Source organism: Streptomyces sp. NPDC047971, assembly GCF_040653355.1.
Classification (GTDB): domain Bacteria; phylum Actinomycetota; class Actinomycetes; order Streptomycetales; family Streptomycetaceae; genus Streptomyces.
Map to the genome: position 1 here is coordinate 17,348 of NZ_JBEZNW010000020.1, position 26,996 is coordinate 44,343.

Consider the following 26,996-nt stretch of genomic DNA (forward strand, 5'->3'; position numbering starts at 1 on the left):
AGCTCCTCATGCCTTCACCAGTCCTGTGGCTCCTCGGCTCTCGCCGCCCAGCGCCAGATACACGTCCTCCAGGCTCGGCGTGGCCAGCGTGAAGTCGTCCAGGGCGGCGAACGCCGCTCCGCCCGTCACCGCGGCGACCGCCGTCCGCGCCTCGTCGGGGGCCAGCCGGAGGGTCCAGCGCCGTCCCGACTCCTGTGCGAACTCGCGCAGCGCGGCGACCTCGGGGACCTCCAGCGGAGCCCGCTCCCGCCACACCAGGTCGACCCGGACCTCGCCCGCGACGCGCTCCTTGAGCCCGCCGGGGGTGTCGCAGGCGATGACCCGGCCCCGCTCCAGGACGGCGACCCGGTCCAGGACGGTCTCGGCCTCGATCACGTTGTGGGTGACGAGCAGCACGGTGGTGCCGTGCTCGGCGCGCCGCCGGTCGACGGCGGACCAGACGGCGCGCCGGGCGACCGGGTCCATCCCGGTGGTGGGTTCGTCGAGGACGAGCACCGGCCGCTCGCCGACCAGGGCGGCGGCGACGCAGGCGAGCCGCCGCTGTCCGCCGGAGAGCTTCTTCAGCGGCCGTCCGGCGAGCTCGGTGAGGCCGAGCTCCTCCAGGACGGCGTCCGTCGCGGCCCGCGCGTCCCGTGCGGTCAGCCCGCGCAGCCGCCCGGTGGTCTCCGCGGCGAGCGCGACCGTCAGCTCGTCGAGCGCGGTGGACTCCTGCCCGAGGTAGGCGAGCAGGCGCGCCGCGCGCTCCGGGTGGCGTACGAGGTCGTGGCCGAGCAGTTCGACCGTGCCGGAGTCGGGGCGCATCAGTCCGGTCAGCTGGCGCACGAGGGTGGACTTGCCGGCTCCGTTCGGGCCGAGCAGGCCGAAGATCTCGCCGCCGCGCACATCGAGGCTGATCCCGTCCGTCGCGCGGATCTCCGGGGTCGCGGGAGTGCCCCGCCGGGCGCGCGCGGCGGGGTACGTCTTGACCAGATCCCGCACCACGCACACCGTACTCACGGAGGAAGAGCCTACGGGGTCCTTCGGCCTACTCCCCCGCGGGGGCGCGTTCCGAGGCGGCCCGGACGTCGATCTCGCGCCAGAAGCCGGCCCGGATCGCGTAACGGTCGTGCTCGTCGATCTGGTCGTCCTTGTGGGCGAGCAGGCCGAACCTCGCCGCGTACCTGAGCAGTTCGCCGTCGATGCGGTGCGGGATGCGGGGGTACATCACGGACAGCTTCTGGACGTGGCTCTGCTCGGGGAGACGCTCCATCCAGCGCCGGGCGAAGACCTGGCCGACCTCGAAGGGGTCGCCGCCGACGGTGGTGATGTCCTCCTCGCGGTCGGCCCAGCGCTGCTCGGCGCTGGTGAGCTGGGCGAGGGTGGGCAGGGACGCGGTCTCGGGCGGCTCGCCGAGCGCGCTGCCGGGGCGTTCGATCCAGCCCCTGTCGGAGGACCAGCGCAGGGTGGCGTTGGCGGCCGGAGGGGCGGCCTGCGCACCGGGGCCGCGCAGTCCCGCGAGGTCCTTGGGGGTGGGGACGACCTTGCCGGGGGACGGTGCGGACACTCCCGTCGCCGTTCCGTTCTCGGCGGACGCGGGTGCCTCCGGGTCCGCCGCGCCGTTGTGTACGGAGGCGGCTGCCGCGGCCGCCGCCTCGGCGGCCCGCTCGGCGGAGGCGGCCAGCGCCGATTCGGGCAGCGGGGCGGAGAGGATCGCGGCGATCTCGGGGCGCGGGGCCGGCGGGGGCGCGCAGATGCCGGTGAGGTCCTTGGCGCGGACGGCCCGGGTGATCCAGGCACGGTCGAGGACCCGGCGTTCGTCGGCCTCGGCGACGAGGTCCTCCGACTGGTTGTAGTCGCCGTCGGCGGCCTGCACCGCCCAGAGGTGGACGGCGACGCCGTGTTCCTTGGCGGACATCAGGCCGGGCAGCAGATCGCCGTCCCCGGTCACGAGGACCACGTCGGAGCAGGCGCGGTTCCTGGCCAGTTCGGTGAGCTCGGCGTGCATGGCGGCGTCGACGCCCTTCTGGGCCCAGCGGCCGTCGCTGCGGGTCAGGGCGCCGAGCCGGACGGTGACCCGGGGCATCACGCGCAGCCTGCGGTGTTCCGGCTGGGGCACCCGGTCCGGGGCTCCGTCGAACCAGTAGATGCGCAGCAGCGGCTGTTCGGTGTCGGCCTCGGCCCGTTCGCGCAGCCCCTGGATGAGCGCGGCGTGGTCGACGGTGATCCGGGAGCGGGCCGGTTCCCCGGCGAGGAGACTCGCGGCGGCGCCCAGCAGATAGCCGGCGTCCACGAGAACGACGCAGCGGTCCACGTGTTCCACCTTCTTTCGGGAACCTCGGGATCGGAAGTTGCTTCGGATTTCCCCAGAGTCTGCCCGACCGTGAGGAGGTTGACGGCCGGAACTGGATCATCGGCGTGGCGAATGTCACTCCGCGGCCCGCTCACCGACGGTAATGATCCAAAATGCGGCGGTTCACCCCATATGTGAGGCTGACAGCGGCCCTGGCCCCGAGATCCCTTTGAGGAGGCATCACCATGGCCAAGAATCGGAAGCAGAACCGTAGTCAGCAGTCCTCGCAGGCGGAGCGCGGCGCCCAGCAGGCGCAGCAGTCGGCGATGGAGTCGCAGGCCGAGCAGCGCGCCTCGCAGGTGACTCCCGGCGACATGGCCCGCAAGGGCCGGCAGAAGCGCTTCGGTCACAACTGATCGCGCGTAACCCCGGAAGGGGCGCACCCGTGACGACGGGCGCGCCCCTTCCGCGCGTGTGGGCCCCGGCTTCCGCGCGGGGGTCTGCCTGCCGCTATCCGGCCAGGCAGGACGGGCCGAGCAGCACCTTCAGATCGCCGAAGAGGGCGGGGTCGGGGTGGACCCGGTGCCGGTCGAGCCGCAGGACGGTCGTCTTGCGGGGGCCCTGGAGCTTGATCCGCACCTCGGTGTTGCCCTTGTGGTGCCCCAGGATCTCGCCGAGGCGGCTGATCATCGGCGGGGTGACCTTGACGGTGGGGATGGTCAGGATGACGGGCGCGTTGGTGCCGGCGTTCGACAGGTCCGGGACCATCAGCTCCATGGCGACCAGCCGGGGCACGTCCTCGCGCTTGTCGAGCCGGCCCTTGACGAAGACGACCGTGTCCTCGACGAGCTGGGTGGAGACCAGCTGGTAGGTGGCCGGGAAGAACATGCACTCGATGGAGCCGGCGAGGTCCTCGACGGTGGCGATGGCCCAGGCGTTGCCCTGCTTGGTCATCTTGCGCTGGAGGCCGGAGATGATGCCGCCGATGGTGACGACCGCGCCGTCCGCGTGCTCGCCGCCGGTGAGCTGGGAGATCGCCGCGTCCGTCTTGTCGGTCAGGACGTGCTCGATGCCGAAGAGCGGGTGGTCGGAGACGTAGAGGCCGAGCATCTCGCGCTCCTGGGCGAGCAGGTAGGACTTCTCCCACTCGACGTCGGAGAACTCCACGTCCAGGCCGAAGCCGGGCTCGTCGCTCGCCTCGTCGCCCATGCCGCCGAAGAGGTCGAACTGTCCCTCGGCCTCCTTGCGCTTGACCGCCACCACGTTGTCGATCATCGGCTCGTGGTGGGCGACCAGGCTCTTGCGGGTGTGGCCCATCTCGTCGAAGGCGCCGGCCTTGATCAGCGACTCGATGGTCCGCTTGTTGCAGACGACGGCCTCGACCTTGTCGAGGAAGTCGGGGAAGGTCGAGTACTTCCCCTTCGCCTTGCGCGACTTGATGATCGACTCGACGACGTTGGTGCCGACGTTGCGGACGGCGGAGAGACCGAAGAGGATCACGTCGTCGCCCTGGGCGGCGAAGTTCGACTCGGACTCGTTGACGTTCGGCGGGAGGACCTTGATGCCCATGCGGCGGCACTCGTTCAGATAGACCGCGGACTTGTCCTTGTCATCCTTGACCGAGGTCAGCAGACCGGCCATGTACTCGGCCGGGTAGTTCGCCTTGAGGTAGGCGGTCCAGTACGAGACCAGGCCGTACGCGGCGGAGTGCGCCTTGTTGAAGGCGTAGCCGGCGAACGGCACCAGGACGTCCCAGAGGGCCTGGATGGCCTCGTCGCTGTAGTCGCGCTTGCGCGCACCCTCCTGGAAGATCGTGAAGTTCTTCGCGAGCTCCTCGGGCTTCTTCTTGCCCATCACGCGGCGGAGGATGTCGGCCTCGCCGAGGGAGTACCCGGCGATGATCTGGGCGGCCTTCTGCACCTGCTCCTGGTAGACGATCAGACCGTAGGTGACGTCCAGGACCTCCCGGAGCGGCTCCTCCAGCTCCGGGTGGATCGGCGTGATCTCCTGCTGCTTGTTCTTGCGCAGGGCGTAGTTCGTGTGCGAGTTCATGCCCATCGGGCCCGGCCGGTACAGGGCCGAGACGGCGGAGATGTCCTCGAAGTTGTCGGGCTTCATCAGCCGCAGCAGCGAACGCATGGGGCCGCCGTCGAACTGGAAGACGCCGAGCGTGTCACCCCGGCAGAGCAGTTCGTACGTCTTGGGGTCGTCCAGCGGCAGGGCCAGCAGGTCGAGGTCGATACCCTTGTTGGTCTTCACCATCTTGACGGCGTCGTCCATGATCGTGAGGTTCCTGAGGCCCAGGAAGTCCATCTTGATCAGGCCGAGCGACTCGCACTGCGGGTAGTCCCACTGCGTGATCGTCACGCCGTCGGTGTGCCGCACCCAGATCGGGGCGTGCTCGACGATGGGCTCGCTGGACATGATCACGCCGGCCGCGTGCACGCCCATCTGCCGGACCAGGCCCTCGACGCCCCGGGCGGTGTCGATGACCTTCTTGACGTCGGGCTCGTTCTCGTACATCGCGCGGATCTCGCCGGCCTCGCTGTAGCGCGGGTGCGAGGGGTCGGTGATGCCGTTGAGGTCGATGCCCTTGCCGAGGACGTCGGCGGGCATGGCCTTGGTGAGCCGGTCGCCCATGGCGTAGGGGTAGCCGAGGACGCGCGCGGAGTCCTTGATGGCGTTCTTCGCCTTGATCTTGCCGTAGGTGCCGATCATGGCGACCTTGTCGGAGCCGTACTTCTCGGTCACGTACCGGATCACCTCGACGCGCCGACGCTCGTCGAAGTCGATGTCGACGTCGGGCATCGAGATGCGCTCGGGGTTGAGGAAGCGCTCGAAGATCAGTCCGTGCGGGATCGGGTCGAGGTCGGTGATGCCCATGGCGTACGCGACGATCGAACCGGCGGCGGAGCCTCGGCCGGGACCCACCGCGATGCCCTGCGCCTTCGCCCACATGATGAAGTCGGCGACCACGAGGAAGTAGCCGGGGAAGCCCATCGAGATGATCGTGTCCATCTCGTACTCGACCTGCTTCAGGCGGTCCTCGGGGATGCCGCCGGGGAACCGGCGGTGCATGCCCCGCATGGTCTCCTCGCGGAACCAGGTGACCTCGGTGAACCCCTCCGGGATCTCGAACTTCGGCATGAGGTTCTTCTCGACGAACATGCCGTCGGTGTTGATCTGCTCCGCGACCAGGAGGGTGTTGCGGCAGCCCTCCTGCCAGGCGTCCGAGGAGTCGATGGCGTACATCTCGTCCGTGGTCTTGAGGTAGTAGCCGGTGCCGTCGAAGCGGAAGCGGTCCGGGTCGGAGAGGTTCTTGCCGGTCTGGATGCAGAGCAGGGCGTCGTGCGCGGTCGACTCGTGCGCGTAGGTGTAGTGCGAGTCGTTGGTGACCAGCGGCGGGATGCCGAGCTTCTTGCCGATCTCCAGGAGTCCGTCGCGGACCCGGCGCTCGATCTCGATGCCGTGGTCCATGAGCTCCAGGAAGTACCGGTCCTTGCCGAAGATGTCCTGGTACTCGGAGGCGGACTTCAGGGCCTCGTCGAACTGGCCGAGGCGGAGCCTGGTCTGGAGCTCTCCGGAGGGGCAGCCGGTGGAGGCGATGAGCCCCTCCGACCACTGGGAGATCGTCTCCTTGTCCATCCGGGGCCACTTCTGCAGCCAGCCCTCGGCGTAGGCGTCGGAGGAGAGCTTGAAGAGGTTGTGGAGTCCGGTGGCGTTCGCCGCCCAGATCGTCTTGTGGGTGTAACCGCCGGAACCGGAGACGTCGTCCCGCTTCTGGTGCGGCTGCCCCCACTGGATCTTCCGCTTGTTCCGCCGGGACTCGGGGGCGACGTACGCCTCGATGCCGATGATGGGCGTCACCCCGGCCTTCTTCGCCGAGTGGAAGAAGTCGTACGCCCCGTGCAGGTTGCCGTGGTCGGACATGGCGATATGGGTCATGCCCATCTCGTTGCACGCGTTGAACATGTCCTTCAGCCGCGCGGCACCGTCCAGCAGCGAGTACTGGGTGTGGACGTGGAGGTGCGTGAAGGGCGGCTTGGTCACGGCGGGAGGCCTCCGGAAAACGGGAGTCGACAGGCTGCGGGCAGTCTGGGGGGACAGCGTGGAAGTCTACGTCGGCGGACTGACAGTCGCGGGGCACTCGGGAGTACCGTCGCGCGTTGGAGAACACGGAACACCTGTCCTAATTGTCATGAACAGTCTTGCACCAGGAGGCACCCTCGATGTCGGTCCCCCAGCCCACCGCCGCCGAGCGCGGTGAGCAGATCCTCACCGTCTTCGACACCGCCTTCGGAGAGCTCCTCGCCGCCGACCCCGCCGCCTTCCGCGTCAAGTTCCGGAAGATGGCCGGCTCCGCCTTCGCCTTCTATCGGGGCACGGCCTGTCTCTTCTACGCCGACCTGGAGCAGGAGGGGCGGACGGGGCCGTACCTGGACGAGCGGACCGGACGGGTCTGGATCCACGGCGACCTGCACGCCGAGAACTTCGGCACGTACATGGATGCCAACGGCCGGCTGATCTTCAACGTCAACGACTTCGACGAGGCGTACGTCGGCCCCTTCACCTGGGACCTGAAGCGGCTCGCCGCCTCCCTCGCGCTGATCGGCTACACGAAGGCGCTGAGTGACGAGCAGATCACGGAGCTGGTCCGGATCTACGCCGCGGCCTACCGGGAGCGCATCCACGCCCTGGCCACCGGCGCCAAGGACGACGAGCTGCCGCCCTTCACCCTGGACACGGCCGAGGGCCCGCTCCTGGACGCCCTGCGCGTGGCCCGCTCGCTGACCCGCTTCGGGCTGCTCGACTCGATGACCGAGATCCGTGACTTCGAGCGCAGGTTCTCCCCCGGCGGCGGCTCCGTCGAGCTGGACGCGGCGACGCGCTACAAGGTCCTGGCTGCCTTCGACGGCTATCTGGAGACGCTGCCGGAGTCCTCGCTCGCGCGCCCCGATTCGTACCGGGTCAAGGACGTCGTGGGCCGGCGCGGGATCGGCATCGGTTCGGCCGGCCTGCCCTCGCACAACATCCTCCTGGAGGGCAACAGCGACGCCCTGGAGAACGACGTCGTGATCTACATGAAGCAGGCGCAGACCCCGGCCGTGTCGCGCCATGTGACGGACGCGGCGGTGCGCGGGTACTTCCAGCACGAGGGGCACCGCACGGTCATCTCGCAGCGGGCCCTCCAGGCGCACGCGGACCCGTGGCTGGGCTGGACGGAGCTGGACGGCTCCGGGCAGCTGGTCGCGGAGGTCTCGCCGTACGCGGTGGACCTGGACTGGTCGGACATCGACGACCCGGAGGAGATCGCGGCGACGGTGGCCGACCTCGGCCGGGCGACGGCGACGATGCACGCGGCGGCGGACGACTCCAGCGGCCACTCGCTGGTGCCGTTCTCGACCGAGCGGGCCATCGACGCGGCGATCGCCGCCGACGAGGAGGGCTTCGCCGAGCTGCTGGTGGACTTCGCGCACCGCTACGGGGCACGCGCGCGTGCGGACCACCAGATCTTCGTGGACCTGTTCCGCAACGGCCGGATCCCCGGCCTGTAGGCCGTCGCAGAGCTCGCCCTTAAGGGGCTCTTACCGGAAGGCATGGCACACTCTCCAGCGCTATGGACATATCAGGGACGCGGCTCAGGGGGCTGCGGGCGGCGCTCTTCACGGCACTGGTCGTGACGCTGTCCGCCGGCTCCCACGTGCTGCTGTCCCAGGTGCCCCTGCCGCTGCTGACCGTGGGCCTGCTCTCGGCCGGCGTGTTCGCCGTGGCGTACGCGCTGGCCGGCCGCGAGCGCGGCTTCGGCCCGATCGCCGGGTTGCTGGTGCCGCTGGAGCTGGCGGCCGACACGGTCTTCACCGCGGGCCAGACGGTCTGTTACGGCCAGGCGGGCGGACCCGTCGCCGGTTCGCTGCGCGCGGTGGGCGTGGACGTCCTCTGCGGCGGCGCCGTGGGCGCCCCGCTGCCGGGGGTCGCCGCCCCCGAGAGCGGGACCGCGGCCGCCCTCCTGAACTCTCCCGACCCGGCCCTGCCGTGGCTGCTGCTCGCCACCCATGTGTCGGTCGGGCTGTTCGCGGCCGCCTGGCTGCGGCACGGCGAGCGGGCCCTGACCCGGCTGGTCGGCGCCGTGGCGGCCTTCGCGTTCCGCCCGCTGCGGCTGGTCGCCGCCCTCCTCGGCGTCCCGCGCGCCGCCGACGGGCCCGGCGGGCGCCGCCCGGACCTGCCGCGCCGGTCCCGTACCCGCCTCCTCGTGCACTCCGTCGGACGGCGGGGACCGCCGTGCTCGGGTTTCGCCCTCGCCTGAGCACCGCAATCCCCCCTTCCACGTTTCACGAAAGATCACGACCATGAGTGCACGCAACAGCCAGAGCAACAAGGCCGCCGCCCGCGAGCGGATGCGCGTCGAGCGCGAGCGCCAGGCCAAGAAGGACAAGGCCCGCCGCCAGGTGATCGTCGCCGTGTCGGCGGTCGCCGCCCTGGCGGTCGCCGGCGGCATCGGCTACGCCGTCGTCCAGGCCAACAAGCCGTCCCACTGGGAGGCGGCGAAGGAGGCGGCCGTCACCGCGCCCAAGAACACCGAGGGCACCGACGGCACGACGGTCGTCGTCGGCAAGGCATCCGCGAAGAAGACCCTGGAGCTCTACGAGGACTCGCGCTGCCCGGTCTGCGCGACCTTCGAGCAGCAGGTCGGCCCGACGGTCGAGAAGGACGTCGAGGCCGGGAAGTACAAGGTCAAGTACGTCGGCGCCACCTTCATCGACAACGTCGACCAGGGCGAGGGCTCGAAGAACGCCCTCTCGGCCCTGGGCGCGGCGCTGAACGTCGGCCCCGAGGCGTTCATGTCGTACAAGTCCGCCCTCTACTCCGCCCAGTTCCACCCGGAGGAGAGCCAGGACAAGTTCGCGAAGGACTCCTACCTCCTGGAGGTCGCGGACTCGGTCCCGGCGCTGAAGGGCAACGCGGAGTTCAAGAAGAACGTGGAGGACGGCACCTTCGACGCCTGGGCGATGAAGATGTCGGCGGCGTTCGACGCCAGCGGCGTGAAGGGCACGCCGACGCTGAAGATGGACGGCAAGACGCTGACCGCCGAGGGCAGCGAGAACCCGCCGATGACGGTGGAGCAGTTCAACGCCGCACTGACCCCGGCGCTCAAGGGCTGACCGGCACTCGGGTCCGCGGGAGAACGACCCCCGCGGGACCCCCGCGGACCCGCCCCGCACGGGCGACGGCGGGCGATCACGACCGCCGGGCGACACGTGGGCGAACTTTCCGCGATTCGCCCGCCTGTTCGCCGTACCGCTCAGTAATCTGACTGCCCGTGACCAGTCGACACATACCCCCTGCCCCCACCCGCCGTGCGGTCGTGAAGGCCGCCGCCGTCACGGCGGTCGCCGCGCCGGCGCTGGTGGGCGCCGCCTCCCCCGCGTTCGCGGACTCCGAGGCACCCGCGTTCCTGCACGGAGTCGCCTCCGGCGACCCGCTTCCCGACGGCGTCCTGCTCTGGACCCGTGTGACACCCACCCCCGACGCCGTCCCCGGCTCCGGCAGAGGCCCCGCCGTCGCGGTCGGCTGGGAGGTGGCCGAGGACCGGGCCTTCACCCGGATCGTGGCCCGTGGCACCGCCGATGCCACCGCCGCCTCCGACCACACGGTCAAAGTGGACGTCCGGGGCCTTCGCCCGGCGACCGCTCATTGGTACCGCTTCACGGCGGGCGACACCGTCTCCCCCGTCGGCCGCACCCGCACCACCCCCGCCACCGACGCCGCCACGCCCGGCGTCCGCTTCGGAGTCGTCTCCTGCTCCAACTGGGAGTCCGGCTACTTCTCCGCGTACCGCCACCTCGCGGGCCGCGCGGACCTGGACGCGATCCTCCATCTCGGCGACTACATCTACGAGTACGGCACCGGCGACTACCCCGACGCGAAGTACGTCGTCCGGCAGCACGAGCCCAAGCACGAGATCGTCTCGCTGTCCGACTACCGCACCCGGCACGGCACGTACAAGACGGACTCCGATCTGCAGGCGCTGCATGCCGCGCATCCGATGATCGCGATCTGGGACGACCACGAGGTCGCCAACGACGCCTGGTCGGGCGGGGCGGAGAACCACACGCCCGGCGCGGAGGGCGACTGGGCGGCCCGGATCGCCGCGGCCAAGCAGGCGTACTTCGAGTGGATGCCGGTCCGCGCCTCGACCGAGGGCACGGTCTACCGGCGGTTGCGCTTCGGCAAGCTGGCCGATCTGCACCTGCTCGACCTGCGCTCCTTCCGCTCGCAGCAGGCGGGCGTGGGCAAGGGGGCCGTCGACGACCCGGAGCGCACGCTCACCGGCCGGGCCCAGCTGGACTGGCTGAAGTCCGGCCTCGCCGGCTCCGACGCGACCTGGAAGCTGGTCGGCACCTCGGTGATGATCTCGCCGGTCGCCTTCGGCGCTCTGCCGGCCCATCTGCTCTCCCCGCTGGCGGAGTTGCTCGGACTGCCGAAGGAGGGGCTCGCGGTCAACGTCGACCAGTGGGACGGCTACACGGACGACCGCAGGGAGCTGCTGTCCCATCTGACCCAGCGGTCCATCCGCAACACCGTCTTCCTGACCGGCGACATCCACATGGCCTGGGCCAACGACGTGCCCGTGAAGGCCGCGACGTACCCGCTGTCGCAGTCGGCGGCCACCGAGTTCGTGGTCACCTCGGTGAGCTCGGACAACCTGGACGACATCCTCCATGTGGCGCCGGGCACGCTCTCGGTCGTGGCGGCCGGGGCGGTCAAGGCCGCCAACCGCCATGTGAAGTGGGTGGACATGGACCACCACGGCTACGGCGTGCTCGACGTGACCGCCGAGCGGTCGCAGATGGACTACTACACGGTCTCCGACAAGGCGAAGGCGGACGCGACGGCCGCCTGGTCGCGCTCGTACCGGACGCAGAACGGGACACAACGCGTCGAGCGGGTGTACCAGCCGGTGCGCTGAGCCCGCCCGGCCTCTCACGGGCCTGACGGCATGGTCGATTTTCAGCCATGATCCCGTCTGTTAACGGAAGATCACACCGCTACGGCGGGTGGTGATTTCGGACGACCGAATCCGGACACACCACCCGCCTCTGGCCCCTCGTTCGTTACGTCGATGTCTCAAACTCCGGAACGGACGAAAGTTTTTCTTCCCGATGCCCCGAATTGCCCCACGAATGAATGGGCTTGATCAATGCTCAACAGCTTCTGACATGGACCCGTAATCTCCCCGCGGTGGCGAGGAACTACCTCTCCACGAACCCCCCGCGAGGAGTCACCAGTGCGTGCTCTTGTTCGTATATCGCCGCGTATGTCACGTCGTGTACTCGGCACTGCGGTCATGGCCGGAACCCTGGCCCTGGCCCCCCTCTCCGCTCCGTCGGCCGCCCCGGCCGCCACCACGACGGCCGCCGCTCCCTCCGCCGAGGAGTGCGCGGAGGGCACCGAGGCCCTCTCCGGCGCCCGCAAGGCCCGCGGCGCCGACGACCACGGCCACGAGCCCAACGAGATCTCCGCCGCCCAGGCCAAGGCCATGGACGCGGACCTGAAGAAGAGACTGGAATCGGTCCGCGCGAGCGGCATGAACTCCACCGCCGCCGTGGTGAACATCCCCGTCTACTTCCACGTCATCCACAGCGGCACCACGGGCAAGCTGAGCGCCACCGCCATCAACAACCAGATGGCCGTCCTCAACGCGGCCTACGGCGGCCAGGGCACCGGCAACGTGAACACCAACTTCCAGTTCACGCTCGCCTCGACCGACTACACGGACAACGCCACCTGGTACAACCTGGCGTCCGGCTCCACGGCCGAGAAGCAGATGAAGCAGACGCTGCGCAAGGGCGGCGCCGGCGCGCTGAACTTCTACACGGCCAAGCTCAGCGGCGGCCTGCTCGGCTGGGCGACCTTCCCGTCCTCGTACAACTCCAGCCCGTCGATGGACGGTGTCGTCGTCCTCGACTCCTCGCTGCCGGGCGGCTCCGCCGCCAACTACAACGAGGGTGACACCGCGACCCACGAGGTCGGCCACTGGCTGGGGCTTTACCACACCTTCCAGGGCGGCTGCAACGGAAACGGCGACTACGTCAGCGACACCCCGGCCGAGAAGAGCCCGGCCTACGAGTGCCCGACCGGCCGTGACAGCTGCGCGTCCAAGACGGGTGTGGACCCGATCCACAACTTCATGGACTACACGTACGACGCCTGCATGTACCAGTTCACCTCCGGCCAGGTCACGCGGATGAACGACATGTGGTCCGCGTACCGCGCCGGCTGACACACAGCGGGACGGAAGGGCACGGCGGGAGAGCCCCCGCCGTGCCCTTCCGCATGTCCTACAGACTCTCCAGGAACGCCAGCGCGACCGCCCAGGTCCGCTCGGCGGCGGGCTCGTCCCAGTCGGGCAGTTCGGGGTCGGTGTACAGGTGACCGGCCCCGGGGTAGCGGTAGACCTCCACGTCCGCCCCCGCCTTGCCCATCCGCAGATACCAGGACGTCAGCCAGTCGTGCGACTCGAAGGGGTCCGGGTCGGCGATGTGCAGCTGTACGGGCAGGTCGTCGGCGGTCGCGCTCTCGGCGATGTCCGAGGTGCCGTGGAGCAGCAGCAGCCCGCGCGCCTTGTCGTCGCCCAGCGCGAGGGTCTGCGCGACCGAGGCGCCGAACGAGAAGCCCGCGTAGAGGAGTCCGCGCTCGGAGTACGGAGCCGCGGCGAGGATCGCCCGCCGCAGCAGCTCGTCCTTGCCGATCTCCTCCTTGATCGCCATCCCCTCTTCCACGGTCTCGGCGGTCCGGCCCTCGAAGAGGTCGGGCACGTGCACCAGGTGCCCGGCGGCCCGCAGCCGTTCGGCCGCGGCCTCCACCGCCGGACGCAGACCGTAGGTCGAGTGGAAAAGCATGATGTCCATGCCGTCCATCCTGCCAGCCGGCCGCGTCACCTCATGCTGCGCACGTCCAGCTGGCGCAGCACCCGGTCGACCACCTCGGGATCGGTGCCCGGCTCGTTCCGCGCCGAGAGCACCTCGTGGCGGGCGGCCGACATCATCTCCCGCTGGATGCGCTGCACGGCCTTGAGGCGCCCGGCCCGCTCGGCGAACGCCGCCCGCCGCTCCTCGTCCAGCATGTCCGGACTGATCCGCGCCCCGATGTCGAACGCCCCGCGCAGCAGCCGCTCCTGGACCTCCTCGGGCAGCTCCTCCACGTCCTCGATCTCCTTCAGCCGGCGCTTGGCCGCCTTCGCCGCACGGAGCGCGAGCTCGCGCTCCAGGGCCCGCTCGGCGTCCGTGTCGGCCTCCACCCCGAGCCGCTTGACCAGCCAGGGCAGGGTGAGTCCCTGGAGGACCAGCGTGGTCATGATCACGCAGAAGGCGATGAACACGATCTCGTCCCGGCCGGGAAACGGCGCGCCGTCGTCCGTACGCAGCGGGATGGCGAGCGCCAGCGCCACCGAGGCCACCCCCCGCATCCCGGACCACCACATGACGACGGTCTCCCGCCAGCTCATGGGGATCTCCTCGTCGTAGTCGCGGCGCGTGTGCAGCCGCTTGGCCAGCCAGGTGGCGGGCATCAGCCACAGCAGCCGTACGCCGATGACGACACCGGTCACCGCCGCGCCCCAGCCGAGCATCTCCGCCAGACGGCCGTCGCTGGTGCCGAAGACGTGCTGCAGTTCGAGCCCGATGAGGCCGAAGGCGATGCCCGTGACCAGGGTGTCGACGATCTGCCAGAAGGTCTGTCCGGCGAGCCGGCCCATGACGTCGTCGGCGTCGAGCGCGTGCTCGGCCAGGTAGAGGGCGACGACGAGGACGGCCAGCACACCGGAGCCGTGCAGCTCCTCGGCGAGGACGTAGGCGACGAACGGGACGAGGAGGGTGAGCCCGGTCTGCAGGGTGGGCTCGCCGAGCAGGCCCATCAGCTGGTTGCTGAGCCAGCCGAGGACGAGTCCGACGGCGATGGCCACGACGGCCGACAGGACGAGTTCGGCGCCCGCGCCCTGCCAGGAGAAGGAGCCGCCGACGGCCGCGCCGATGGCCACGTGGTAGAGCACGATCGCGGTGACGTCGTTGAAGAGCCCCTCGCCCTCCAGGATCGACACCAGCCGGCGCGGCAGCCCGAGCGAACCGGCGACGGCGGTCGCCGCGACCGGGTCGGGCGGGGCGACGAGGGCCCCGAGCGCGACGGCGGCGGCGAGGGGAAGCCCGGGGACGAGCGCGTTCGCCGTGGCGGCGACGGCGGCCGTGGTGACGAAGACCAGGGCGACGGCGAGCAGGAAGATGGGCCGGCGGTTGGCCGCGAACTGCCGCCAGGAGGTGCGCTGCACGGAGGCGTAGAGGAGCGGCGGCAGGACGAGCGGCAGGATGTACTCGGGCGGGATCTCGACGTTGGGCACGAAGGGCAGGAAGGCCAGCACGATCCCGACGAGGGTCATCAGCACGGGAGCCGGCAGCCCGAGCCGGTCCCCGAGCGGCACGGTGAGCAGCGCGCCGAGCAACAGCAGGAACAACAGGGCCAATTGGTCCACGGTGAGCCCTCCCGGCCGGACGGCACGGTCGATGATCGGGCCTCAACCCTGCCACGCGCAGGAACGAATCCCCCCAAACCCGCCGCACGACGCCGCTCAGGGGCGCGGGCCGGTCCACGCCTCCGTGCACCGGTACGGGAACGCGCCTCGGGGGTGCGCGCGTGCGCGGCCCCCCGACGGGATCGGCCTAGAGCGCCCGCCGCATCGAGCGGTGCGGGATGCCCGCGTCCTGGAACTCGGGGCCGTACGCCTCGTAGCCGAGCCGCTCGTAGAAGCCCAGCGCCTGGGTCTGGGCGTGGAGGTCCACGGCGGACAGCCCGCGGGCACGGGCGGCGTCCTCGATCGCGTGGACGAGCGCCACGCCGACCCCGAGACCGCGCGCGGCCTTGGTGACCGCGAGCCGCCCCAGCGAGCCGACGGACGTGTCGGCGCCGGTCTTGCCGACCGCGTCCTCACCGTGGATCAGCCGTCCGGTGCCCAGCGGCAGCCCGTCCTCGCGGACGGCGAGGACGTGCACGGCGGTCTCGTCGTACCGGTCGTACTCGATCTCCTGCGGCACCCGCTGCTCGACCACGAAGACCTCCCGCCGCACCACGAAGCACGCCTCGCGGTCCTCGGGGCCGCGCACCTCCCGGACCGAGAACCCCGCGGTCACGCGCTCTCCGCCGCGATCCGGTCCAGCGCGTTCTGGAGGTCCGCCGGGTAGGTGCTCGCGAACTCGACCCAGCGCCCGTCCGACGGGTGCTCGAAGCCCAGCCGTACGGCGTGGAGCCACTGCCTCGTCAGACCGAGCCGCTTCGCCATCGTCGGGTCGGCGCCGTAGGTGAGGTCGCCGACGCAGGGGTGGCGGTGGGCCGACATGTGCACCCGGATCTGGTGGGTGCGGCCGGTCTCCAGCTTGATGTCGAGCAGCGAGGCCGCGCGGTACGCCTCGATCAGGTCGTAGTGCGTCACCGACGGCTTGCCCTCGGCGGTCACGGCCCACTTGTAGTCGTGCTGGGGGTGGCGGCCGATCGGCGCGTCGATGGTGCCGCTCATCGGGTCCGGGTGGCCCTGGACCAGCGCGTGGTAGCGCTTGTCGACGACCCGCTCCTTGAACTGCGCCTTGAGCAGCGTGTACGCCCGCTCCGACTTGGCGACGACCATGAGGCCCGAGGTGCCGACGTCGAGCCGGTGCACGATGCCCTGGCGCTCGGCGGCACCGGAGGTGGAGATGCGGTAGCCGGCCGCGGCGAGGCCGCCGATGACGGTCGTGCCGGTCCAGCCCGGGCTCGGGTGGGCGGCCACACCGATCGGCTTCATGATCACGACGATGTCGTCGTCGTCGTGGATGATCTCCATGCCCTCGACGGGCTCGGCCACGATCTGCACGGGCGCCGGGGCGCCGGGCATCTCGACCTCCAGCCAGGCACCGCCGCTGACCCGCTCGGACTTGCCGACGACGGCGCCGTCGACCTGTACCTTCCCGGAGGCGGCCAGCTCGGCCGCCTTCGTGCGGGAGAACCCGAACATCCGGGCGATGGCGGCGTCGACGCGCTCGCCCTCCAGACCATCGGGAACGGGCAGGGTGCGGATCTCGGGACTCGTACTCACCCGTCGAGTATGCCTTGTCAGTCCTTGTGGACGGTGCCGTCGGGGTCCAGGCCCCGGAAGGACAGGATCACGATCAGGAAGCCGCCGCAGACGATCGCCGAGTCCGCGAGGTTGAAGACGGCGAAGTGCGCCGGGGCGATGAAGTCGACGACCGCGCCCTCGAAGACTCCGGGCGAGCGGAAGATGCGGTCGGTCAGATTGCCCAGCGCACCGCCGAGCAGCAGACCGAGGGCGATGGCCCACCAGGTGCTGTAGAGCTTGCGCGCGAGCCGGGCGATCACGACGATCACCGTCGCCGCGATGAACGTGAAGATGATCGTGAAGGCCTCGCCCATGCCGAAGGCCGCGCCCGGGTTCCGGATCACGTGGAACGTCAGCAGGTCCCCGACGACCCGGATCGGCTCGCGGCCCTCCAGCTCGGCGACCACGAGCAGCTTGCTTCCGAGGTCGAGCAGGTACGCGAGCAGGGCGACCACGAAGAGCGCGGCGATCTTGCGCTTGCCCCTGGGCCGCTCGGCGGGGGCCGCGGCCTCGCCGTCCGCCGCGCCGTCCGCGTCTGAATCCGGCGTACCGATGATGCGCTCCGCCTCTGCCACGTGAGTCCCTCAACCTAGGTGCCCTGACTGTGCACGAGGGTACGTCACGCCCCCACGGCACCGTCAGGGCAGCCGGGCACCGAATCAGCCGCGACGTTCCTGCTTCTGCTTGTCCTCGACACAGAGGGTGGCCCGCGGGAACGCCTGCATCCGCGCCTTGCCGATCGGCTTGCCGCAGACCTCGCAGAGCCCGTAGGTGCCCGCGTCCAGCCGCTCCAGGGCGTGCTCGGACTGTTCGAGCATCTCGCGGGCGTTGGCGGCCAGGGCGAGCTCGTGCTCGCGGGTGATGTTCTTGGTCCCGGTGTCGGCCTGGTCGTCGCCCGCGCCGTCACCGGAGTCCCGCATCAGTCCGGTCAGCTCCTCCTTGGAGTGGAGCAGCTCGGCCCGGAGCCTGAGCACCTCGCTCTCCAGCTCGGCGCGGGCCTCCGCGACCTCCTCGGGCGTCCAGGGATCCTCCCCGGGGCGCACCGCGAGCTCGCCGGTACGGGCCGGGGGGACCGCGGCCTCGTCCTCGGCCGTCGTGACGCCACCCGCGGTCTTCTTCGCTGCCACCGTCCTGGCTCCTGTCTGCTTCGCCTGCGCCGCGGACGCGGCCTTCTTCGTGACCGCGGCCTTCTTGGCCGCGGCCTTCTTCGCCGCCGGGGCCTTCTTCGCCGCGGCCTTCCCGGCGGCCGTGGACGTGTCCGTCTCGGCCGTCGCGGACCTCTTGGCCGCGGCGGCCTTCTTCGTGGCCGTCTCCGCCGCGGCGGCCCTGGTCTTCTTGGCCGCCGGAGCCTTCTTCGCGTCCGCCTCGCCCGCCGGGGCCTTCTCGTCGGCCGCGGCCGTCTTCTTCGCCGTGCTCCTGCGTGCCGGGGCCACCGCGTTCGCCTTCTTCGTGACCGCGGTCTTCTTCCCGGTGACGTCCTTGGCCGCCCCACCCGCACCGGCGGTCGAGGTCTTCTTCGCGGCGGTCTTCTTCGCCACCATGTCGCGGCCCCTTCACATTTTGTGATCTTGCTCGCGAATCGTGCTGGGACGATAAATCGGCCCAGGGCCCGCGGCAACGGGGCACGCCGCCGTTTCGCACCCGCCCATGCCCCCGGCATGACCTGCCTGCCTCCGTTGTGCCCAGCTCCCCGCCCGGTGAACCCGCTCCGCCGGTCCGGCCGAAGTCCGCCGGCACCCGTATGGCCATTCGGGTCACGCCGGACGCCCCGGCGAGCCGCCGGAAAAGCGGTCCGCCGACCCGCTCCCCTCCCCGTACACTGGGCACAGCGAAAGGCTTGGATGGGGACGAGTAGCGTCGTACGCAGCCATGAGCGACCCGGGGACGGTGAGAGCCCGGGGGCCAGCCCGATGTGAAGGATCACCCCGGAGCCGCCGGAAGAAAGCCGTCAGGCGACTAGACCCGGCATCGCGACCCCAATGAGGGGGCCGCGGGCGTGTGCCCGGGGCCAAGGAGGGTGGTACCGCGGGAGCCGCGCAGCACGGCGCTCTCGTCCCTCCGGACGGAAACGAAGCAGTCCGCCGGAGGAAGATCGATGACGCAGTACCGCCAGGTGCCCGCCCAGGTCGACCTGCCCGCGCTCGAGCACGCCGTGCTCGATTTCTGGCGCGAGAGCAAGGTCTTCGCCAAGACCCTGGAGCAGTCCGAGGGCCGCCCCGAGTGGGTGTTCTACGAGGGTCCGCCCACCGCCAACGGCATGCCGGGCGCCCACCACATCGAGGCCCGCGTCTTCAAGGACGTCTTCCCCCGCTTCCGGACCATGCGCGGCTACCACGTGGCCCGCAAGGCCGGCTGGGACTGCCACGGCCTCCCCGTCGAGCTCGCCGTCGAGAAGGAGCTCGGCTTCTCCGGCAAGAAGGACATCGAGGAATACGGCATCGCCGCGTTCAACGACAAGTGCCGCGAGTCCGTGACCCGCCACACCGACGCGTTCGCCGACCTGACGACGCGCATGGGCTACTGGGTCGACCTCGACGACGCGTACCGGACCATGGACCCCGAGTACATCGAGTCGGTCTGGTGGTCGCTCAAGCAGATCTTCGACAAGGGCCTGCTGGTCCAGGACCACCGCGTCGCCCCCTGGTGCCCGCGCTGCGGCACCGGCCTCTCGGACCACGAGCTGGCGCAGGGGTACGAGACGGTCGTCGACCCCTCCGTCTTCGTCCGCTTCCCGCTGACCTCCGGTCCGCTCGCGGGCCAGGCGTCGCTCCTGGTGTGGACGACGACCCCCTGGACCCTGGTCTCCAACACCGCCGTCGCGGCCCACCCCGAGGTCACCTACGTCGTCGCGACCGACGGCGAGGAGAAGCTGGTCGTCGCCGCGCCGCTGGTCGAGAAGGCGCTCGGCGAGGGCTGGGTGACCACGGGCGAGTCCTTCACGGGCGCGGAGATGGAGCGCTGGACGTACCAACGCCCCTTCGAGCTGGTGGAGTTCCCGAGCGAGGCGCACTACGTCGTCAACGCCGAGTACGTGACGACCGAGGACGGTACGGGTCTGGTCCACCAGTCCCCCGCCTTCGGTGAGGACGACCTCAAGGTCTGCCGCTCCTACGGCCTGCCGGTCGTGAACCCGGTCCGCCCCGACGGCACCTTCGAGGAGGACGTGCCGCTGGTCGGCGGCGTCTTCTTCAAGAAGGCCGACGAGCAGCTGACCGCCGACCTGGACGCGCGCGGCCTGCTCTTCAAGCACATCCCGTACGAGCACAGCTACCCGCACTGCTGGCGCTGCCACACGGCGCTGCTCTACTACGCACAGCCGTCCTGGTACATCCGCACGACCGCCGTGAAGGACCGCCTTCTCCAGGAGAACGAGAAGACGAACTGGTTCCCGGACTCGGTCAAGCACGGCCGCTTCGGCGACTGGCTGAACAACAACATCGACTGGGCCCTCTCCCGCAGCCGCTACTGGGGCACGCCGCTGCCGCTGTGGCGCTGCGAGGACGACCACCTGACGTGCGTGGGCTCGCGCGCCGAGCTGACCGAGCTGACGGGCACGGACCAGTCGGAGCTCGACCCGCACCGCCCGTACATCGACGCGGTGACCTTCCCCTGCCCGAGCTGCTCGAAGACGGCGACGCGCGTGCCGGAGGTCATCGACGCCTGGTACGACTCGGGCTCGATGCCGTTCGCGCAGTGGGGCTATCCGCACAAGAACAAGGAGCTCTTCGAGTCGCGCTACCCGGCGCAGTTCATCTCGGAGGCCATCGACCAGACGCGCGGGTGGTTCTACACGCTGATGGCCGTCGGCACGCTCGTCTTCGACAAGTCCTCGTACGAGAACGTGGTCTGCCTCGGCCACATCCTCGCCGAGGACGGCCGCAAGATGTCCAAGCACCTGGGCAACACCCTGGAGCCGATCCCGCTGATGGACCAGCACGGCGCGGACGCGGTGCGCTGGTTCATGGCGGCCGGCGGCTCGCCGTGGGCGGCCCGCCGGGTGGGCCACGGCACGATCCAGGAGGTGGTGCGGAAGACCCTCCTCACCTACTGGAACACGGTCGCCTTCCAGGCGCTGTACGCGCGCACGTCGGGCTGGGCGCCGAGCGCGTCGGACCCGGCGCCGGCGGAGCGCTCGGTCCTGGACCGGTGGCTCCTGTCCGAGCTGAACACGATGGTGTCCGAGGTGACCCAGGCGCTGGAGTCGTACGACACCCAGCGGGCGGGCAAGCTGATCTCGTCGTTCGTCGACGACCTGTCGAACTGGTACGTGCGGCGTTCGCGCCGGCGGTTCTGGCAGGGTGACGCGGCGGCGCTGCGCACCCTCCACGACGTGATCGAGACGGTCACCCGGCTCATGGCCCCGCTCACCCCGTTCATCACGGAGCGGGTCTGGCAGGACCTGGTGGTGCCGGTGACGCCGGACGCCCCCGAGTCGGTCCACCTGTCGACCTGGCCGGAGCCGGACCTCTCGCTGGTCGACCCGACGCTCCCCGCGCAGATGACGCTCGTGCGCCGCCTGGTGGAGCTGGGACGGGCGACGCGGGCGGAGTCGGGCGTGAAGACCCGCCAGCCGCTGTCGCGGGCGCTGGTGGCCGCGACGGGCTTCTCGGAGCTCTCCCCCGAGCTCCAGGCCCAGATCACGGAGGAGCTGAACGTCACCTCCGTGGCGTCCCTCTCCGAGGTCGGCGGTTCGCTGGTCGACACGACGGCGAAGGCGAACTTCCGGGCGCTGGGCAAGCGTTTCGGGAAGGGCGTCCAGGACGTGGCGAAGGCGGTCGCGGCGACGGACGCGGCGGCGCTGTCGCTGGCGCTGCGGAGCGGCGAGGCGACGCTGGAGGTCAACGGCGAGACGATCACGGTCGGACCGGACGAGATCATCATCACGGAGACCCCGCGCGAGGGCTGGTCGGTCGCCTCGGACGCGGGCGCGACGGTGGCGCTGGACCTGGAGATCACTCCGGAGCTCCGCAAGGCGGGCCTGGCGCGTGACGCGATCCGCCTGATCCAGGAGGCCCGCAAGAACAGCGGCCTGGACGTGGCGGACCGGATCGCCCTGCGCTGGACGTCGACGGACCCGGAGACGACGGACGCCCTGTCGGCGCATGCGACCCTGATCGCGGACGAGGTCCTCGCGACGGACTACGCGACGGGCGAGGCGGACGACACCTTCGGCAGCCCGTTCACGGACGAGGGCCTGTCCCTGACGTTCCGGCTCCGCAAGGTCTGACCCCGGCGCGAAAGAGGCCCGGCTCCCCCACGGGGCGCCGGGCCTTTTCGTTCCCCACGAGCGGAGCCGCCCGGGCGCCGGGACGCGGGGCGGAGCCCGGCGCCGAGACGCGGGGCGGAGCCCGGCACCGGGACGCGGGGCGGAGCCCGGCGCCGAGACGCGGGGCGGAGCCCCTCGGCGGCACGCCCCGGGACGCGAGGCGGAGCCCCCGGCGGCACGCCCCGGGGCTCGGGGCAGAGCCCCGGGGCGGCCCGCGGGCTCCCCAGCCCCGACCCGCACCCCCGGGCGCCCGCCCACGCCGTACGCCCCCGGCCCCCGCCCACGGCACCTGTCCACGGCACCTGTCCACGGCAAAAGGCCGGGCCCCTGGTTTCCCAGGGGCCCGGCCTTCAGCCTGCCGACGGCTACGCGCTCATCGCGCGAGTGCCGGCCGTCAGTTGTCGTCCTCGTCGATCAGGAAGCCGCGCATCGGCGCCGGCGCCTGCTGCATCGGCTGCGGCGCCTGCGGGCGGACCGGAGCCATCGGCTGCGTCATCGCGGGCGACATCTGCTGCTGACCGCCGTAGGACGGGGCGCCACCCATGGACGGCGCGCCGCCCATCGTGCCGTTGCCGCCGTACGACGGGGCGCTCGCGCCCGCCGAGGCCATCGACGGGGCCGGCGGCAGCGAAGCCGTGGCCGGCGTCCGCGGCGGGGCCAGCGAGTCGTCCGCCTGGGAGTCCAGCTGACGCAGCTGCGACTCGAGGTAGGACTTCAGACGCGTGCGGTACTCGCGCTCGAAGCCGCGCAGGTCCTCGACCTTGCGCTCCAGCGTGGCGCGGGCGGACTCCAGCGAGCCCATCGCGACGCGGTGCTTCTCCTGCGCGTCCCGCTCCAGCGCGTCCGCCTTGGCGCGGGCGTCCCGCTCCAGGCCCTCGGCGCGCGAGCGCGCCTCGCCGACGATCTTGTTGGCCTCGGAACGGGCCTCCGCGATCGCCTGGTCGGCCGTCTGCTGGGCCAGCGAGAGGACACGCGCGGCGCTGTCGCCACCAGGGCCCTGCTGCTGCATCGGCTGCTGCATCTGCTGCTGCGGGTGACCCATGGGGCCGCCCATCGGCTGACCCATGGGGCCGCCCTGCATCTGGCCGGGGCCGGGACCCATCGGGCCGCCCTGCATCGGGCCGGGGCCGTGGCCACCGGGACCGGCGGGGAGCTGCGGCGCACCGGACGGCAGCTGCGGCGGGCCCATCTGCGGGGGCTGCTGCTGGACCGGCGGTCCGGATATGGCGGCGGGCACGGGGGCGCCGGGACCGACGGGACGATCCTGCGGCTCCGGCGGCTTGCGCATGCCCTGCTGCTGCTGGTTCTGCGCGGCGGCACGCGTCGCGGCGGCCAGCTTGGCGCGCAGGTCCTCGTTCTCGCGGAGCAGGCGGGTCAGCTCGGCTTCGACCTCGTCGAGGAAGGCATCGACCTCGTCCTCGTCATAGCCTTCTCGAAGGCGGACGGTCGTGAACTGCTTGTTCCGCACGTCCTCGGGGGTCAGCGGCATCTCTTCTTCACCTCTACGTAGTCGTCGGCAGTCGGCAAGACCGTATCGTCCACATTCACCTCGCGAAGCTGCTCACGATGGAGATCAGGATGTAGACGATGATCATCAGAACGAAGAAGGACAGGTCGAGTGCCACGCCCCCGAGACGCAGCGGCGGAATGAACCGCCGCAGAAGCTTGAGCGGTGGATCGGTGACAGTGTAGGTGGCCTCGAGAACGACCACCATCGCCTTACCGGGTTGCCATGAACGGGCGAACTGGAAGACGTAGTCCATGACCAATCGGAAGATCAGCACGATGAGGAAGCACATCAGAGCGATGTAGACCACTTGTAGTGCGACGCCCATCCCGCGCTTCCCTCTCCCCTGGCTCTCGTGCTCTCGCTTGTCCGGCCTCGCGGCCGGGCCGTTCCGGTCTCGTAGTTCTCAGCTCTGGTTGAAGAATCCGCCCTCTGCGATCCGGGCCTTGTCCTCCGCCGTGACATCGACGTTAGCAGGCGACAACAGGAACACCTTCTGCGTCACGCGCTCAATGCTGCCATGGAGCCCGAAGACGAGTCCGGCGGCAAAGTCGACAAGTCGCTTCGCATCGGTGTCGTCCATCTCCGTGAGGTTCATGATCACAGGGGTGCCCTCACGGAAGTGTTCCCCGATGGTACGGGCCTCGTTGTACGTCCTGGGGTGCAGCGTCGTGATGCGGTAGGGCTCCCGCTCGGACACAACCTTGGGCATGATCACCGGTGCGTTCTTCTCCATGCTCGGACGTTCGGGTGTGATGGATGCCACGGGGGCAATTCGGGCCGGACGTCCGCTCTCGGCGGGTACCGGGACAGAATGGGACACCGGTTCACGCTGCGCGGGGGGCTGCACCACTCGCACCGGTTCCTCCCGCTCGATCTGCCGCGGGGGCTGGTGACGCCGTTCGCGCTCGGGCTCGGGCTCCAGCTCGGGTTCGAAGTCGTCGTCGGGGTCGAAGCCCCGGCCGTCGTACCCATCGTCCTCCACGAGGCCGAGGTAGACCGCCATCTTGCGCATCGCGCCGGCCATTCTCTGAGTCCTCCGCTCTGTGGTGGATCGGCATCGTCACCAAGTGCCCGCGATCCACGGGGTCTGCCCGCCGATCAGCGGGAATGACCATATTTTCTGCTGTGGTCCGACTTGCTTCGCGACGTTACCCGAGCCTGGGGCGGACACCCAGTACCGCCGTACCGATGCGCACATGTGTCGCTCCGGCCGCCACGGCCTCCTCGAGGTCCGCACTCATCCCCGCCGACACCATGTTCGCAGCCGGACGGTTCGCGCGCAGGACAGTCGACAAATCCATGAGGCGGTCGAACGCCGCACGTTGGCGCCCCGCGAAGGGGCCGGCGAGCGGCGCGACGGTCATCAGCCCGTCGAGCCTCAGCCCCGGCGCGGCGTCCACCGCGGCGGCCAACTCCTCGATGCCGTCCGGCGACACGCCGCCCCGGTCGCCCCGCGCGCCCGACTCGGCGTCGAGCGCGACCTGGACGAGGCAGCCGAGTTCACGCCCGCCCTTCTCCGCCGCCGCCGACAGGGCGGTGACGAGCTTCAAACGGTCGACGGACTGCACCACATCCGCATAACTCGTCACAGATCGGACCTTGTTGGTCTGCAACTGACCGACGAAATGCCAGCGCAGGTCCAGATCCGCGCAGGCCGCGGCCTTGGGGGCGGCGTCCTGGTCCCGGTTCTCCGCGACGTCCCGCACACCGAGTTCGTGCAGAAGTCGCACATCGCTCGCGGGGTAGGTCTTGGTGACCACGATCAGGGTCACATCCGCGCGCTCCCGCCCGGCTGCCGCACAGGCGGCAGAGATACGTTCCTCCACCCGTGCCAGATTTTCGGCGAGTTCCGACTTACGGTCCGTCATATCAGTCCAACCAGACATATCCCGCGAGTCGCCCCGTGGTGCGATCGCGGCGGTACGAGAAGTGGTCGCCCGACTCGCGGGTGCAGACCTCACTGGCCCACCGGTCCCGGATCCCCGACCGCTCCAGCTGGGCGTGGACTCCGGCGGTGACGTCGACGGCCGGGGTGCCCCAGCTCGTCTCCGCGAAGGCCGCCGGCTCGACCGCCGCGACCTCCTCCCGCATCGCGGCGGGCACCTCGTAGCAGCGCCCGCAGACCGCGGGGCCGGTACGGGCGGCGATACGGGCGGGGTCGGCACCCAAGTCGATCATGGCCCGCACGGCGGCCGGCACGACCCCGGCGAGCATCCCCGGCCGCCCCGCGTGGGCCGCGGCCACGACCCCCGCGACGGGGTCGGCGAGGAGGACCGGGGTGCAGTCGGCGGTGAGGACGGCGAGGGCGAGTCCGCGCCGGGCGGTGACGATCGCGTCGACGGCCGGGATCGGGTCCGTCCCCCACGGCCGGTCGACCACCGCGACGTCCGCGCCGTGGACCTGGTTCATCCAGACCACCTGCGACGGGTCGATCCCCAGCTCCCGCGCCACCCGCTCCCGGTTGGCGCGTACCGCTTCGGGGTCGTCCCCCACCGCGCCGCCGAGGTTGAGCTCCTCGTACGGAACGGCGCTCACCCCGCCCCACCTGTCGGTGAAGGCGAAGTGCGCGCCGCTCACGGGTTCGAGCTTCTCTATCACTTCAGGAAGTCCGGCACGTCCAGCTCTTCGGCCTGGGTGTCCGGGTACGGGCGGGCCGGCGGGACCACCGGCGGGGTGACCGGCGGCAGCGTGGACTCGCTGACCGCCGGCGCGGGCTCGGCCGGAGCGGCCGGGGCGGCCGGCTCCTCCCGGGCGGCGACGGTGCCGAGGCCGCCGAGCGGGCGCTCGGTGGCGCGCGGCGCCGGGGCCGGCTCCTCGCGCTTGGCCGAGGCGGAGCTGAGGATGTTGTCCCGGCGGGCCGGCGGCTGGCCGCCGTCGAAGCCGGCCGCGATGACCGTGACCCGGACCTCGTCGCCCAGCGCGTCGTCGATGACGGCGCCGAAGATGATGTTGGCCTCGGGGTGCGCGGCCTCGCTCACGAGCTGTGCGGCCTCGTTGATCTCGAAGAGGCCGAGGTCGGAGCCGCCGGAGATGGAGAGCAGGACGCCCCGGGCGCCGTCGATGGACGCCTCCAGGAGCGGCGAGGAGATCGCCATCTCGGCCGCCGCCACCGCGCGGTCGTCGCCGCGGGCGGAGCCGATGCCCATCAGGGCGGAACCGGCCTCGGACATGACCGACTTGACGTCGGCGAAGTCGAGGTTGATCAGACCGGGGGTGGTGATGAGGTCGGTGATGCCCTGCACACCGCTCAGCAGCACCTGGTCGGCCGACTTGAAGGCGTCGAGCACGGAGACCTGGCGGTCCGAGATCGAGAGCAGTCGGTCGTTCGGGATGACGATGAGGGTGTCGACCTCTTCGCGGAGCTCGGCGATGCCGTCCTCCGCCTGGTTGGCGCGACGGCGTCCCTCGAAGGTGAACGGCCGGGTGACCACACCGATCGTCAGGGCGCCGAGCGAGCGCGCGATGTTGGCCACGACGGGTGCGCCGCCGGTGCCGGTGCCGCCACCTTCGCCGGCGGTGACGAAGACCATGTCGGCCCCCTTGAGGACCTCCTCGATCTCCTCACGGTGGTCCTCTGCCGCCTTGCGACCGACGGCCGGGTTGGCCCCGGCGCCGAGGCCGCGGGTGAGTTCACGGCCGACGTCGAGCTTGACGTCGGCGTCGCTCATCAACAGCGCTTGCGCGTCCGTGTTGATCGCGATGAACTCGACGCCCTTGAGACCGACCTCGATCATTCGGTTGATGGCATTGACACCACCGCCGCCGACACCGATGACCTTGATGACTGCGAGGTAGTTCTGCGGTGCTGCCACGT

General features: G+C 70.7%; 22 protein-coding genes. 7 read left to right on the forward strand and 15 right to left on the reverse strand.

Features of this window, described 5'->3' with window-relative positions; all coding sequences use genetic code 11:
- Positions 1 to 6: 6 nt before the first annotated feature.
- Both AB0D99_RS19970 and AB0D99_RS19975 read right to left on the reverse strand, forming a co-directional pair.
- Complete coding sequence (locus AB0D99_RS19970) at positions 7 to 996, reverse strand: ABC transporter ATP-binding protein (protein WP_362363445.1); 990 nt, start codon at positions 994 to 996, stop codon at positions 7 to 9.
- A 28-nt stretch (positions 997 to 1,024) separates the two neighbouring features.
- Positions 1,025 to 2,299, reverse strand: a complete 1,275-nt coding sequence (locus AB0D99_RS19975; RefSeq protein ID WP_362363448.1) for an NYN domain-containing protein — start codon at positions 2,297 to 2,299, stop codon at positions 1,025 to 1,027.
- Between the two features lie 215 nt (positions 2,300 to 2,514).
- Between AB0D99_RS19975 and AB0D99_RS19980 the strand changes: the two genes are divergently transcribed.
- The gene (locus AB0D99_RS19980; RefSeq protein ID WP_362363451.1) at positions 2,515 to 2,685 is read left to right on the forward strand and encodes a hypothetical protein; all 171 of its coding nucleotides are present in this window, start codon (positions 2,515 to 2,517) and stop codon (positions 2,683 to 2,685) included.
- Between the two features lie 94 nt (positions 2,686 to 2,779).
- Here the strand turns inward: AB0D99_RS19980 and dnaE are convergent, their stop codons facing one another.
- On the reverse strand, positions 2,780 to 6,319 hold the full coding sequence (dnaE, locus tag AB0D99_RS19985) for a DNA polymerase III subunit alpha (protein WP_362363454.1): 3,540 nt from the start codon (positions 6,317 to 6,319) through the stop codon (positions 2,780 to 2,782).
- A 179-nt stretch (positions 6,320 to 6,498) separates the two neighbouring features.
- On the opposite strand from dnaE, the gene AB0D99_RS19990 reads away from it, so the two are divergent.
- The 5 genes from AB0D99_RS19990 (at position 6,499) to AB0D99_RS20010 (ending at position 12,551) form a co-directional block, all read left to right on the forward strand.
- Positions 6,499 to 7,824, forward strand: coding sequence for a DUF2252 domain-containing protein (locus tag AB0D99_RS19990; protein WP_362363457.1), 1,326 nt, complete (start codon positions 6,499 to 6,501; stop codon positions 7,822 to 7,824).
- 62 nt (positions 7,825 to 7,886) lie between these two features.
- Entirely contained in the window at positions 7,887 to 8,573 is a 687-nt protein-coding gene (locus AB0D99_RS19995) for a hypothetical protein (protein WP_362363460.1), read from the forward strand.
- A 43-nt stretch (positions 8,574 to 8,616) separates the two neighbouring features.
- Positions 8,617 to 9,429 (forward strand): DsbA family protein, encoded by an 813-nt coding sequence (locus tag AB0D99_RS20000; protein WP_362363463.1) that lies wholly within the window; start codon positions 8,617 to 8,619, stop codon positions 9,427 to 9,429.
- A gap of 158 nt (positions 9,430 to 9,587) precedes the next feature.
- Positions 9,588 to 11,237 carry an alkaline phosphatase D family protein gene (locus AB0D99_RS20005; RefSeq protein WP_362363466.1) on the forward strand — a complete coding sequence of 550 codons (1,650 nt, stop codon included), beginning with the start codon at positions 9,588 to 9,590 and terminating at the stop codon, positions 11,235 to 11,237.
- Positions 11,238 to 11,585: 348 nt separating this feature from the next.
- Positions 11,586 to 12,551: a zinc metalloprotease gene (locus tag AB0D99_RS20010; protein ID WP_362363469.1), complete on the forward strand. Its 966-nt coding sequence runs from the start codon at positions 11,586 to 11,588 to the stop codon at positions 12,549 to 12,551.
- Between the two features lie 58 nt (positions 12,552 to 12,609).
- Here the strand turns inward: AB0D99_RS20010 and AB0D99_RS20015 are convergent, their stop codons facing one another.
- From AB0D99_RS20015 to AB0D99_RS20040, 6 genes are all read right to left on the reverse strand, one after another.
- Positions 12,610 to 13,188: a dienelactone hydrolase family protein gene (locus AB0D99_RS20015; RefSeq protein WP_362363472.1), complete on the reverse strand. Its 579-nt coding sequence runs from the start codon at positions 13,186 to 13,188 to the stop codon at positions 12,610 to 12,612.
- Between the two features lie 17 nt (positions 13,189 to 13,205).
- A complete protein-coding gene (locus AB0D99_RS20020) occupies positions 13,206 to 14,792 on the reverse strand; it encodes a Na+/H+ antiporter (RefSeq protein ID WP_362363475.1) in 1,587 nt (528 codons plus the stop codon).
- Between the two features lie 187 nt (positions 14,793 to 14,979).
- The gene (locus AB0D99_RS20025) at positions 14,980 to 15,447 is read right to left on the reverse strand and encodes a GNAT family N-acetyltransferase (RefSeq protein WP_362363478.1); all 468 of its coding nucleotides are present in this window, start codon (positions 15,445 to 15,447) and stop codon (positions 14,980 to 14,982) included.
- Positions 15,444 to 16,385 (reverse strand): RluA family pseudouridine synthase, encoded by a 942-nt coding sequence (locus tag AB0D99_RS20030; protein WP_361433021.1) that lies wholly within the window; start codon positions 16,383 to 16,385, stop codon positions 15,444 to 15,446. Before AB0D99_RS20030 ends, AB0D99_RS20025 begins: the two co-directional genes overlap by 4 nt.
- A gap of 17 nt (positions 16,386 to 16,402) precedes the next feature.
- Positions 16,403 to 16,981, reverse strand: a complete 579-nt coding sequence (gene lspA / locus AB0D99_RS20035; RefSeq protein WP_362363482.1) for a signal peptidase II — start codon at positions 16,979 to 16,981, stop codon at positions 16,403 to 16,405.
- A gap of 84 nt (positions 16,982 to 17,065) precedes the next feature.
- A complete protein-coding gene (locus AB0D99_RS20040; protein ID WP_362363485.1) occupies positions 17,066 to 17,947 on the reverse strand; it encodes a TraR/DksA family transcriptional regulator in 882 nt (293 codons plus the stop codon).
- 554 nt (positions 17,948 to 18,501) lie between these two features.
- Between AB0D99_RS20040 and ileS the strand changes: the two genes are divergently transcribed.
- A complete protein-coding gene (gene ileS / locus AB0D99_RS20045; RefSeq protein ID WP_362363488.1) occupies positions 18,502 to 21,633 on the forward strand; it encodes an isoleucine--tRNA ligase in 3,132 nt (1,043 codons plus the stop codon).
- Positions 21,634 to 22,066: 433 nt separating this feature from the next.
- On the opposite strand, the gene AB0D99_RS20050 is transcribed toward ileS, so the two are convergent.
- From AB0D99_RS20050 to ftsZ, 6 genes are all read right to left on the reverse strand, one after another.
- Positions 22,067 to 23,161, reverse strand: a complete 1,095-nt coding sequence (locus AB0D99_RS20050; RefSeq protein WP_362363491.1) for a DivIVA domain-containing protein — start codon at positions 23,159 to 23,161, stop codon at positions 22,067 to 22,069.
- Positions 23,162 to 23,216: 55 nt separating this feature from the next.
- Positions 23,217 to 23,507 carry a YggT family protein gene (locus AB0D99_RS20055; protein WP_019885526.1) on the reverse strand — a complete coding sequence of 97 codons (291 nt, stop codon included), beginning with the start codon at positions 23,505 to 23,507 and terminating at the stop codon, positions 23,217 to 23,219.
- A 78-nt stretch (positions 23,508 to 23,585) separates the two neighbouring features.
- Complete coding sequence (gene sepF, locus AB0D99_RS20060) at positions 23,586 to 24,206, reverse strand: cell division protein SepF (RefSeq protein ID WP_362363494.1); 621 nt, start codon at positions 24,204 to 24,206, stop codon at positions 23,586 to 23,588.
- A gap of 124 nt (positions 24,207 to 24,330) precedes the next feature.
- On the reverse strand, positions 24,331 to 25,050 hold the full coding sequence (locus AB0D99_RS20065) for a YggS family pyridoxal phosphate-dependent enzyme (protein ID WP_362363496.1): 720 nt from the start codon (positions 25,048 to 25,050) through the stop codon (positions 24,331 to 24,333).
- 1 nt (position 25,051) lies between these two features.
- A complete protein-coding gene (pgeF, locus tag AB0D99_RS20070) occupies positions 25,052 to 25,780 on the reverse strand; it encodes a peptidoglycan editing factor PgeF (RefSeq protein WP_362363499.1) in 729 nt (242 codons plus the stop codon).
- On the reverse strand, positions 25,777 to 26,994 hold the full coding sequence (gene ftsZ, locus AB0D99_RS20075) for a cell division protein FtsZ (RefSeq protein ID WP_362363502.1): 1,218 nt from the start codon (positions 26,992 to 26,994) through the stop codon (positions 25,777 to 25,779). Before ftsZ ends, pgeF begins: the two co-directional genes overlap by 4 nt.
- Positions 26,995 to 26,996 lie beyond the last annotated feature (2 nt).